Source organism: Butyrivibrio sp. INlla18 (assembly GCF_900103635.1).
Classification (GTDB): Bacteria; Bacillota; Clostridia; order Lachnospirales; family Lachnospiraceae; genus Butyrivibrio.
In genome coordinates this window covers 60,402-73,015 of sequence record NZ_FMXK01000005.1, presented here as the reverse complement: position 1 = coordinate 73,015, position 12,614 = coordinate 60,402, and the positions used below count along the sequence as shown (strand labels likewise).

Sequence of the window (12,614 nt, the reverse complement as noted above, 5' to 3'; positions counted from 1 at the left end):
GTGCATATTTGATTTTACATAAGGGAGGGGAGTATGAGGAACAAAATATTTATTGCTATTTTTGTTGTAGGTGTACTTGCAACTATTGTTGCTGCATGCGGGGATCGCAAAAAAGATACTTATGATGTGTCTGACCTGGAAGCTACTACTCTTACTTCTCAGGCCATTGTAGAAGCCAAGGAAGAAGCTTCTGCTACAGAAGCGAGCGCATATAATGAAATGTTAAAGGAACATGTCCCTATGGATATTTCGGGATGTGACACTTTTACACAGATAGTCGATAAACTTAGCCCAGGCATGGCCTATGCTAATGTCAGGATAGGTGATACAGATGTACTCTTAGTTACAGAGTATACCTACGATTACAAGATGGATAATTCAGGAAATATGGCAGCAATTGATGCTGAAGTTTACAAGTACAATGAAGCTGGCGCTCCTGAATACGTAGGATATGTAACTGCAGGAGGAACAGCTTATCCACTGTCAGTTAAGGATGATTTCCTCTATGTGGGAGGTAATCATTTCATCAAAAAATATACCATGAAGGCAGGTCATCTTGAGATAGATGAAGAGGCTTTTGTTGAGTATCAGTCAAATGGAGATGCCCAGTATTACCATAGATCTGATTACAGAGAGGTTGAAGCAGATGAAAATGGTCAGGTTGACTCTGATTCATTTATGACTTCAATTTATGCAGAGACAGAAGATGCTGAGATCATTGATTTTAGCGTTGTCCAATAACTTGGGTGTTATGCGGTTTTTTAGTTTATGTATAGAGGGGACAAAAGCCTTGCGCTATTACTAGCGCAAGGCTTTTGAATTTTATATAGATATATTTAACTTCATTATTTGTTTTTGAGGTAGATAGCGTAGTACATAGCTCCAACGCAGATGCCACCACCGATTATATTTCCGATTGTTACTGGAATAAGGTTAGTAACAAAGAAATTGAAAAGTGAAAGACCTTCAGCTGGGATTCCATGAACGAAAGATGCAAGCATTCCTGCAGGAATGAAATACATATTTGCAATGCAGTGCTCAAAACCGCAGACAATAAAGAGCATTACTGGAAGCCAAAGGGCAAGTACCTTTCCTGCAAGTTCATCAGCAGCAAATGAACACCATACTGCCATGCATACCAGAACGTTACATAAGATTCCTCTAAGAAGAGCATCACTAAATGAAATAGTTGATTTTGTGATTGCTGTGTTTATTACGGAAGTAGCAAGGGCATCTCCATTAAATGAATAGATGTGAGAGAAGGCGGCAAGGGCGGCAATTATAAAGCCTCCAACCATGTTTCCGAAATATACTACAACCCAGTTCTTGAGCATTCCTGATACCTTTGCTTTGCCAGATAATACTGGGATTGTTATAAGGCAGTTGCCGGTAAAGAGCTCTGCTCCTCCAACAAGTACCATGAAAAGTCCAATTGGGAATATTACTGAGCTGATAACTCTTGCTGATGATGGGTCAGGGGAGCAAAGAGATCCTATCTGACTTCCAAGTCCGCCAAGGGCGATAAATGCTCCAGCTAAAATAGCTAAAAGAAAGGTCTTGCCAATAGGGGCATTTGCTTTAGATTCTCCAACTGATTCGTATTTTTTTGCGATTTCTGCAGGTGATTTCATACACTGCTCCTTTCGAAATTTAAAACATATTTACACTGTATATTGTATGATATTACGTCATAATATACAAGATATAGACGCAGTGAAAAATTATAATACAAATTTTGAAGATTTTCTACTAGCAGATTCGTTTATATAACTGTAGGCCCAAATATGTTGTTGAAAAAGCACATGATTTCACAGAAATTTTATTTTTGAAGAACGAATTGTACTTGATTTATTATTGCAGTAAAGCATATAGTAAAAAGAACAGCGAAAGGAAAGAGTTTCCGCATAAATATTGGGCTAAATAACTTGATTTATGCGACGTTAGAGGTTGGTTATGAAGAAACTAGTTGAAATTAAGGATGTATGCAAGATATACAATCCGGGAGAAAATGAAGTACGTGCATTAAATCACGTAAACCTGACTATAGGTGAAGGTGAATTTGTAGCCATCATCGGACAGTCAGGATCTGGTAAGTCTACACTTATGAATATGCTAGGCTGCCTTGATACACCTACAAGCGGTAAATATTACCTGCATGGTCAGGATGTATCACATATGACAGATGATGAGCAGTCAGATGTCAGAAACAGGGAGATTGGATTTATTTTCCAGGGCTTTAACCTGATCCCATCTCTTACAGCATTAGAAAATGTTGAGCTTCCTCTTATATATAGAGGAGTCAGCAAAAAAGAAAGAGACAGACTTGCACATGCAGCTCTTAACAGTGTTGGTCTTGAGAAGAGAAAGACCCACAGACCAAATGAGATGTCTGGTGGTCAGCAGCAGCGTGTGGCTATTGCAAGAGCAATTGCTCAGGCGCCACCGATTCTTTTGGCGGATGAGCCTACTGGTAACCTGGATACAGGCTCTACCAAAGAGATCATCAGTATCATAAAGAGGCTTTATAAGGAAGGCAGAACAGTGATCATCATCACACATGATCCTGGAATTGCCCAGCAGGCTAAGAGAATCATCACTATCTCCGATGGAGAGATCAAAAGTGACATTATAAATGAAAATTATGTTGATTAAGTATAACTGATATTCGGTACGCTTAAAAATGGAGGATGAAATGGCTGATAATAAGAAACTTGAAGAGATCAAAGAAGTAAGTAATGAAATAAAGGAAACCACAGGATCTGGTGTAGAGATCTATGATGAAGTTGAAGAAAAAGAAGAAAAGTCAGGCAAGCCAGCCAAGAAGAAGTTCAAACTTAAGAAAAAGCACGTGATCATCGGAATTGTAGCGCTTATAGTTCTTTTCTTTATTGTAAAAACTGTATTTGGCGGAAAGAATCAGGTAATGCCTGTTCAGACTACAGAGGTAGCAAAGAGTGATATCGAAAATATCCTTTCTATCTCAGGAACAGTACAGAGCGCAGAGACAAAGACTTATTTTTCTGAAGTAGCAGCTCCAGTTGATGAAGTAAATGTTAAGGTTGGAGACAAGGTAAAGAGCGGAGATGTTATCTTTACTTACGATGCTGATAGTCTTGATCTTGCAGAAAAGAATGCACAGCTTGCGATCACACAGGCTAAAGGTTCTTACAGCAGCTTATATTCTGGAACAGGCGCAGCAGACAGAAAGTATGCTGAAGGAATGACACCAGATCAGATCAATGCAAGACTTGATGCTATCACAGCTGAGATCAATGCTCTTAACAACAAGATCACAGATAAGACAAGTCGTATGAATCAGACACTTACTGACCTTCAGAAGACAGCTCTTGATATTAACCAAAATGGTATCGCTGATGGTTCAGCAGAGTCATATCTTGATGGCAATGACGGTTATATCACAAGAAGAGAAAATGATAACAATAATAGCGATATTTCTGAGAGCAACAAGCAGATGTCACTTGCAGTACAGGAGTCTATCGCGGATGTACAGTATGCTCTTGCAAATGATCCTGAGATTCAGGGATGGAAGAGACAGATCACATCTCTTCAGGAAGAGCAGAGTCATCTTCAGAGCGCCAAAGCTGCAACAATAAATGGCGGACAGGCTCAGGCTTCAAAGGCTCAGTATGAGTCAACACAGCTTACACAGGAAGATGCTATCAGCAAGATCCAGGAAGCAAAAGAAGGCATCAAGGCTGAGTTCAATGGTGTTGTAACTGAGGTCGCTGTAGTTGAGGGGGCAACACTTGCTACTGGAACTAAGACTGTTACAATGGCAAACCTTGATAATGTTGAGATCACGATTCAGGTTTCAAAGAGCGACCTTCCTAAGATATCCGTTGGACAGAAGGTTGATATCACTATAAATGGCAAGGCATATGCTGGAGAGGTTTCTAAGATCTCAGGTGCAGCAACCAAGAATAACAACGGTGTTGCTGTAGTAGATACTATCATTAAGGTTACAAACCCAGATTCAGACATTATCCTTGGAGTAGAAGCAAACAACAAGATCCACGCTGAAAAGGCTGAGAACACTATCGTACTTCCTTATGAGTACATTCTTACAGATGAAACTGGTGATTATGTTTATGTAGTTGATAACGGCGTAGTTGCAAGAAGAGATGTAGAGCTTGGTATCACAACGAGTACAGATGCTCAGGTCGTAGCAGGTCTTAATGAAGGAGATGAGATCATTACATCAGATACTTCTTTCCTTACAGAAGGAATGGCTGTAGTTAACATGTAATGAATCGGTAACAACATGGGACAGATTAAAGAATATTTTAAAAGTGCGATTAAACAGATAATAGGTAATGGATACCGAACTCTTATGACAATGCTTGGTATCGTCATAGGTATTGCTGCGGTGATCGCTGTAGTTGCTCTTGGTAACGGAATGACTGAGTTCGTTCAGAGTCAGCTCAATGGAATCGCAGGTAATTACGGTACTATCAGTATTAATAGAACAAAGACATCAGATAACCTAGGACCAGATGATGTTGCTATCTTAGAGGAAAAACTCACTGATATAAAAGGTGTGTCTCCTTTTTATAGCGGCGGCGGAAAAGTTAAAGGAACAAGAGGAACCTATGAATGCGACCTTATGGGTGGCTCTGAATCTTTTGAACGAGCCTTTGGTAATGAGGTGGTAAAGGGACAGTATTTTACCAGGCAGCAGGTTGAAAGTGGACAGAGAGTCTGCGTTATGCTCCTTGATGATGCCAAAAAACTCTTTGGAACAGAGGAGTGTATCGGAAGAGAAGTAGAGATCACATGCTGGGGAAGGACTGCGACATATACTATTGTTGGCCTTCGTGACCACATGAATGAAATGTATGAGTTCATTATGGCTGGACAAGATTACTATGCCCAGATAGAAGTTCCATATACTGCAATGGCGGGGGATTACGGCTATTATACAGACAGATACGATATGATAGTTCTTTTTGCAGATCAGGGCGTTCTTGCTAAAAAAGTTAAAGAAGCTCAGGACATTCTCACAAACAGGCATGGATTAAGAGGCGTTAATAATGCCATTTCTGCTTATAGTATGGCTGATCTTTCAAAAGAACTGGATACCATTCTTGGATATGCATCCACATTTCTTTTGCTGGTGTCTGTAATATCACTTGTGGTAGGTGGTATCGGTGTTATGAATATCATGCTGGTATCAGTTACAGAAAGAACAAGAGAGATCGGTATCAGAAAGTCCATTGGAGCCAAGACTGGTGCAATTATGTCACAGTTTTTGTTTGAGGCGTGTATTCTTACTTTTTTGGGCGGAGTACTTGGCATAATTCTGGGTATTGTTGCAGCACATATTATCTGTACTGTTATAGGCTTTAAGGTAATCATTACACCAACATCGGTTCTTGGAGCAGCATTTTTCTCAATCCTGGTAGGTATTTTCTTTGGACTTTATCCAGCAAGAAAAGCTGCCAAGATGAAGCCTATTGATGCTCTTAGACTGTAAGAAAGAGGAACTAGATGGGAACCTTTGGAGAATATATAAAAAGTGCATTATCAAGCATAAAGAACAATAAAGGCAGATCTTTTTTGACCATGCTTGGTATCATCATCGGTATATCAGCCGTACTTACGGTTCTGGTGCTGGGTGATGGAATGAAGGAGACTGTAAATGGTGAGATTGACTCAATGGGAGCAGCCACTATTTCAGTAAATCTAGATACAACAAAGACCGACAAGACATTTGACCAGGATTCGATAAATCAGGTTGAAGAAAACTTGAAGAATATCTACGGTGTAGCACCAAGCTTCACTACTTGGGGATATGTCAAAGGTAAGCACACACAGTACGAGATGATGATGCAGGGTACTTCCGAAGCCGCTAAAGAAGGCGGCTCTGTTAAGCTGGCTCATGGAAGATTCTTTACTAGGGGCGATGTAGAAGATTGTAAGCCTGTGTGCGTCATAAGTCAGATTGCTGCTGAAAAGATCTTTGGATATGAGGATGTAGTTGGGCAGAATATAGAACTTACTTTTGACGACAGAACAGCTGAGTTTACAATTGTTGGTGTGACGGAAAACACTCCTCAGGATATTTCTTATGCTGGTTACGGCGGAGATCCTTATTTTATCGGAAGCGCACCTTATACATCTTTTGCTACAGCCTTTAACTGGAACATAGATGATTTTACCAGCATCACTATCTATCTTGATAGCGAATACAAAAATGATGTCCTCAAACAGACCAGATCAGTTGTAGAAAACGTTTTGGGTATCAGAGGAGAGAATGCTGTTAAGGTATCATCCGGCTACGGCACAGACCAGACCACAGAGACAATCCTTAACATCATCACTTCAGTAGTAGCTATCATCGCCGCAATATCCCTCCTTGTAGGTGGTATCGGCGTTATGAACATCATGACCGTATCAGTTACAGAGAGAACCCGCGAGATCGGTATCAGAAAGTCACTTGGAGCCAGAACATCTTCAATCCTTGTTCAGTTCCTTGCAGAAGCCGCTATCCTCACCTTCACAGGTGGACTTATAGGCATAGCCCTAGGCCTTTCTCTTGCCTTCCTCATCTGCAAAGTAATCGATTTCGCCTTCGTAGTGAACCCACTACTCATAGCAATAGTAGTAGCAATCTCAACAGCCATAGGACTTTTCTTTGGAATTTACCCTGCCAGACGTGCAGCCAAGCTAGATCCAATCGAAGCCCTCAGAACAGAGTAATTTAAGCCCGCTTTCGGCGGGCTTTTTTTATTAGAAAACTGGGAAGAATGGAGTAGATTTGTTAAAGAAATTTGGGGATTTTATGGTATACTAATATGGAATAATTGTTTTTTGGGGTGAGTTGTGAGAGAAATTGTTGACAGGCTGTTGAAGGGACAATTTGAATATGACGAGAAGAGCCTTGATTTTTCTACGCCCAGAGTGGAACTTCTGCTGGGACCGGATGAGACTGTCGAAGGTTCTTTTACTATTTTTGGGCCCGAGAACAGGCTTGTTGTTGGAGTTGTAAGTTCAAGTGACCTTAGAATGGAGATCCTGACCAAGGAGTTTTCAGGATCACCTTATGAGGTTTCTTTTAGATATGATGCCCACGGACTTTCAAAAGGTGATGTTATTCAGGGAACCTTTAGGATCGTGTCCAATCAGGGTGAGTATAGCCTTCCTTTTGCTGTCACTGTAAGGCATGATCACATTGCATCCAGCCTTGGTGATATCAAGAATCTTTTCCACTTTGCAAACCTTGCCAAGACTGACTGGCAGGAAGCTATACGTCTTTTTTATTCAAAGGATTTCATCAATTTATTTCAGGGAAATGATACTCAGTACGAGAGCCTTTACAGAGGCCTTGCTGCTGTGCCTGGTAATGAGCAAAATGTCGAGGAATTTCTGATCGCCATTAACAAGAAACAGCCAATGGCGTTCCTTATTGACCAGGAAGAGATCCATATAGATTTTACGGGGCTTACCCATGATAATGGCCTTCTGATCACCAGAAATGGCTGGGGGTATTCTCATTTAAAGGCTGAAGTTGACGGCGACTTCATAGCTCTTGATAAGTATGAACTTAGTGAAGAGAGCTTTAGCGGTAGCTCCTGTCACATGAAGGTGAGACTTCGCACAGAGAAGCTTCACGAGGGCAACAACTTTGGCAGGATCGTATTTAGCAACGCTTTTGTCAGAACCGAGATTCCTGTAACAGTATCAGTTGAGCTCAATGACAAGCATCCAACTGCAGATTATCAGGAAAAGAAAAACCTCAAAGTCCAGCTTGTTAAGGTCTATGAGGGCTACAGATGCAAGAAGATATCATCAAGGGTATGGCTTTCTGAAACAGGCAAGATCATATCTAGGATGAATGCTATAGATGACAAGGATCTTGAGTTTAGGCTCTACACGGCTCATTACTATATAACTGCAGGTAGAGTCAATGAAGGCAAGTGGATCCTTGATCATGCGGCAAAAGAGGCACTGGATGCACCTGGAGATACTATCTACAGCTATTATCTGTATCTTTCAAGTTTGTGCAGCAAAGAGGACAGTGTCATAAATGATATTTCTGAGAGACTTGAAGGAATATTCAGAAGGAACCCTGATAACTGGAGGATTGCTTGGCTTCTTCAGTATGTTTCTGATGATTCAGCTTCATCAAGCCCTAGAAAGTGGATGTCTCTGGAAGAGCAGTTTTCATTTGGTTGCAGGAGTCCAATCCTGTACCTGGAAGCTATGAATCTTTTAAATGAGACACCATCTATCCTTACAAGACTTGATGACTATGAGCTTTATATTCTTGAATATGGTGCCAAAAAGCAGATCATAAGCCTTAATCTTATAGACCAGATCGTTTACCTTGCGGCTAGAGCAAGGAACTACGATGAGAGACTCTTTAGGATCTTAAGAGCAGCCTATGAGACCAAGGACAGCGATGAAGTTCTTGAGCAGATAGTAGCTCTTTTGATAAAGGGTGGCAAGACCTCAAGAATGGCATTTGAATGGTACGCCAAGGGTGTCGAGAGAGAGCTTAGGATCACAAGACTTTATGAGTATTACATGATGTCGATCTATGTTGACGACGATGGGCTACTTCCTTGCGAGATCAGCAAGATGGTCCTAATGTACTTCTCATATCAGAGCGACCTTGATTATGAGCAGAACGCTATCCTTTACAGATATATCCATGAAAAGAGAGAGGAATACCCTGAGCTTTACGAGTCATATGTGCCTCAGATAGAGAAATTCCTTATGGCACAGCTTGATAAGGGCAGGATCAACAAGGATCTTGGCTATCTGTACAGGAATCTTTTGACCAAGCAGATGGTGGATGCTGCCAATGCAGCTAAGGTCTTGTATGTGGTATCAACTGCTGAGATCAAGACTTCCGACAAGCGCGTTAATAGCGTTTGCGTTGTATATGATAAGTGTGAAAAAGAGATGCGTTATCCGGTAGTTGATGGTAAGTGCTATGTGCCATTATACGGAACGGATTACACAGTTCTTTTGACAGATAGAGATGATAACAGATACGCAGCCAGCATCCCATATTCTAATGTGAAGATGATGGTGCCTGGTAAACTCACAAGCTATGCGGTTCCATATATCCAAAAAGGACAGGAGAATCTGGACCTCTTCCTTAGTGACCTTGGCAAGAATGCCTATAACATTGACATGGAGAATGTTGGCAGATACAGGGACCTGGCTGAGTCTGAGCTAGTAAGGGCTAAGTATAGGAACGATATCCGTAGTAACCTTATCAAGTTTTATTATGACAATGACTTTACAAGGCAGCTGACAGAGTATCTTGTGAATGTTGATCCTTTGAACATTACCAGCACTGAGAGAAACGAACTCTTAGAGCTCATGGTAATGGCGGGACTTTATGAGAAGGCTCTTGAGTGGGTCAAGGCCTATGGTACCTATTCTATCGATGCCAAGATTCTGATGCGTATGTGCGGCAGAATGCTGGATAGAGGCATTTACGAAAACGGCGAGCAGGAAGTTGAGATTGCTTACTGCGCCTTTTCTCAGAGCAAGTATGATGAGCAGATCCTTTCCTACCTTGTGGAGAACTTTAACGGTACTATCAAGGAAATGAGAGATGTGTGGAAGGCTGCAGAGTCCTTTAAGCTTGATACCTATGCTCTTTCCGAGAGAATGCTGATACAGATGATGTACAGCGGCTCCTATGTGGGAGAAAAGATAGATATATTCAGGTCGTATGTTTCAAGCGGCGCGGGAACTGATGTGGAGACTGCATTCCTTGCAATGTGCTCCTATGACTACTTTGTAAGAGGCAAGGTTACAGACAGCTTTATCTACGAGAGAGTAGAGGCGCTGGCGCTTACAGGAGTTCCACTTCAGGATGTATCAAGACTTGCATACCTTAGATACTATGCAACAGAGAAGAGAACTGAAGAAGAATATAACGAAGAGGTAGCAATTTCATTCCTCAAGAAGCTGATGAATGAAAATATATACTTCCCATTTTTTACAGAGTATGAGGATCTGGTTCCGGATATGGTGCAGTTTACAGACAAGACTATGCTGGAATACAGGACATTACCTGGAAGAAAATGTGTGATCAACTACCGAGTTGATAATGACCCTGATGCTGAGTACAAGAGCATGGAAATGCGCGAGATGTACGATGGAATCTATGTATGCTCATTCATTCTTTTCTTTGGAGAACAGCTTCAGTACTACATTACTGAGGATACGGGAGCGGAGGAGCCTGCTCTTACTGAGAGTGGCACTATCCAAAAGAGTGATATCATCAAGATTCAGGGTAGCAGCAGATACAGCATTATCAACGACATTATGATCGGTGAGACTTTGCAGGATTATGACACGGCTTACAAGCTTATGGCAGAGTTTTACAAAAAGAGATTTATAAGTGACAAACTTTTTACTCCAATACTGGATAATACAGAAGGAAGATACTAATGCTTTTTGGAAGTTCGGATGAAAAGCGCTTTGTACTGGGCTATGATCTAGGGGATAAGGTTTCGCAGATAAGCTATTTGGCTTCAGATGCGGACATGCCTGAGACATTGTCAGTGCTTGCGGGAGCAGAACTATATAATATCCCAACAGTTCTTTGCAAAAGAAATGAGGTAAACCAGTGGTTTTACGGCAAAGAAGCTGTTAGGCATATTGAAGACGGTGATGGCATTGCTGTTACCGGTCTTGTTGCTGCGGCCAGAACTGGAAAAGCAGTGGTAGTTGGAGATGCTGAATATGATCCAATAGCTCTTTTGACCTTGTTCATAAAAAGGAGCTTATCATTACTGTCTATGGAGCTATCCCTTGATAACGTGGATGCTATTATGTTCACCACCAAGAGCCTTGATCACAGAATGGTTCAGGTCTTAAATGCGGTGACATCGGCACTTGAGCTCAAAACTCAGAATATCTTTTACCAGAGTCATGAGGAGAGCTTTTATAACTATATGCTCTATCAGCCTGATGATCTGATGCATCATTCGATACTGGCTTGTGATTATGACCTGGATGACCTTCATGTTTATGAGATGAACCTTAATCACAATACTACGCCGGTGGTTGCAACTATAGATGTAAAGAGCTTTGACGACCTAAGGCTTCCTAATGAGGAATTTCCTAAGGAGGCACCTCTTTTCCACAAGACCTGTGAGAGGCTTGATGATGAGTTTTTGACTATCATGCAGAAGGTCTGTGAGGACAGGATTGTTTCTACGGTATTTCTTTTGGGAGATGGCTTCAAAGAGAAGTGGCCAAAGCGCTCGCTGGAGTTTTTATGCAGGACAAGGCGCGTGTTCCAGGGAAACAACATGTTCAGTAAGGGTGCCAGCATAGCAGCAAGAGAGAGGATCAATCCTTCTGATAATTCCAAGAAGTATGTATTTCTTGGGGAGGACAAGCTTAAGTCTAATCTTGGAATGAAACTCTTAAAGTGCGGCACGGAAGTTTATTACGCACTTTTGGATGCAGGTGCTAATTGGTATGAAGCCGGAGCACAGCTTGAGATAATCATGGATCCAAGCGGTATCCTTAATATAGAGGTCACACCTCTTACGGGCAAGATGCCCAAGATGGTGCAGCTTTATCTTGACGGTCTTGAGAAAAGACCTGAAGGCACCACGAGACTTCGCATCACGCTATTTATGAATTCTGTGAGCGAGGTTGCAGTCAAGGTTCAGGACCTTGGCTTTGGAGAACTGTTCCCTTCAACAGGAAAGGTTTGGGAGCAGGTTATTGAATTGTAACTAGAGAGGTTAGAGTTATGAGCAGACCGATTCTTTGTATCGGAACCTATGCAAAAACTCCATATCACTTAGAAAAAGCAGGCAGAAACGTGTTCTGTATAGAGGAACTTTGCTACTGCCTTGTTAATAATGCGTTCCTTTTGGATGAGGACTCTTTTGGCAATGAGCTTTTTGACTGGATCGACAAGGAGTGCTCCTTGGAGAATCTAGCCGATGAGCTTAGGGGAATGTATCTAAAAAAGTGCTCTATTGCGTCACTTGCTGGTACTATTCTTGATTATGTCGGCTATAACAGCCGCAAGGAGATAGATAGAACTGAAGAGATCCTTAGAGCCAATGCTGGAATGGACGTATACATGAAGAAGCTTGCAAGAGCTGAGTTTCTTATTAGAAATCACAAGTACAGCCTTGCTTTCAGGGAATATGAATTTCTTTTGAATAATACTCCTGATCTTGATAAGTCTATGAGAGCTAGAATCGAGCACAATGAGGGTGTTATGTATGCCAAGCTGTTCTTGTTTGATAAGGCTTCTAACATGTTCCTTAGAGCCTATGAGGACGGCGGAGACAGGGAGTCTTACCTTCAGTATCTTGCAGCAGTTAGGATGAAGCTTTCTGACAAGGAATATGTTTCTTTTATCGCAGAAAATGAAGAGGCTTACGAGGCTTCCCTAGAACTTGAAAAGCGCATGAATGAAGCAAATGAGCTTTATGGCGCCACCAAGGAAAATCATGCTCTTGGAACTCTTTCAGTATACAAGGCTGAGGGTAGGATGCATGAGTACTACGCTATGGCTGGCGAAATGGCTGAGGAACTCAAAGAGGAATACAGAAATCTTGTGAAGTACAAAAACTAAGGTTGTCTTAGGGAGTAAG

The 12,614-nt window shown here is 41.5% G+C and carries 9 protein-coding genes; 8 read left to right on the top strand and 1 reads right to left on the bottom strand.

The genetic code is table 11. From position 1 onward, the window contains the following. Positions 1-33: 33 nt before the first annotated feature. Positions 34-741, top strand: a complete 708-nt coding sequence (locus BLS24_RS03160) for a hypothetical protein (protein ID WP_091756064.1) — start codon at positions 34-36, stop codon at positions 739-741. A 104-nt stretch (positions 742-845) separates the two neighbouring features. Here BLS24_RS03160 and BLS24_RS03155 read toward each other — a convergent pair whose 3' ends face one another. Beyond that, positions 846-1,631, bottom strand: a complete 786-nt coding sequence (locus BLS24_RS03155; RefSeq protein ID WP_091756062.1) for a formate/nitrite transporter family protein — start codon at positions 1,629-1,631, stop codon at positions 846-848. A 322-nt stretch (positions 1,632-1,953) separates the two neighbouring features. Here BLS24_RS03155 and BLS24_RS03150 point away from each other — a divergent pair, with 322 nt between their 5' ends. From BLS24_RS03150 to BLS24_RS03120, 7 genes are all read left to right on the top strand, one after another. Continuing rightward, a complete protein-coding gene (locus BLS24_RS03150) occupies positions 1,954-2,652 on the top strand; it encodes an ABC transporter ATP-binding protein (protein ID WP_091756061.1) in 699 nt (232 codons plus the stop codon). Positions 2,653-2,692: 40 nt separating this feature from the next. Continuing rightward, positions 2,693-4,267, top strand: coding sequence for an efflux RND transporter periplasmic adaptor subunit (locus BLS24_RS03145; RefSeq protein WP_176764314.1), 1,575 nt, complete (start codon positions 2,693-2,695; stop codon positions 4,265-4,267). Positions 4,268-4,282: 15 nt separating this feature from the next. Further along, positions 4,283-5,494 carry an ABC transporter permease gene (locus BLS24_RS03140; protein WP_091756056.1) on the top strand — a complete coding sequence of 404 codons (1,212 nt, stop codon included), beginning with the start codon at positions 4,283-4,285 and terminating at the stop codon, positions 5,492-5,494. Positions 5,495-5,508: 14 nt separating this feature from the next. Continuing rightward, positions 5,509-6,720, top strand: a complete 1,212-nt coding sequence (locus BLS24_RS03135; RefSeq protein WP_091756054.1) for an ABC transporter permease — start codon at positions 5,509-5,511, stop codon at positions 6,718-6,720. Between the two features lie 123 nt (positions 6,721-6,843). Then, a complete protein-coding gene (locus tag BLS24_RS03130) occupies positions 6,844-10,437 on the top strand; it encodes a DUF5717 family protein (RefSeq protein ID WP_091756052.1) in 3,594 nt (1,197 codons plus the stop codon). Further along, positions 10,437-11,738: a DUF5716 family protein gene (locus tag BLS24_RS03125; RefSeq protein WP_091756050.1), complete on the top strand. Its 1,302-nt coding sequence runs from the start codon at positions 10,437-10,439 to the stop codon at positions 11,736-11,738. The genes BLS24_RS03130 and BLS24_RS03125 overlap by 1 nt, the downstream gene beginning before the upstream one ends. A gap of 17 nt (positions 11,739-11,755) precedes the next feature. After that, positions 11,756-12,595 carry a hypothetical protein gene (locus tag BLS24_RS03120; RefSeq protein WP_091756047.1) on the top strand — a complete coding sequence of 280 codons (840 nt, stop codon included), beginning with the start codon at positions 11,756-11,758 and terminating at the stop codon, positions 12,593-12,595. Positions 12,596-12,614 lie beyond the last annotated feature (19 nt).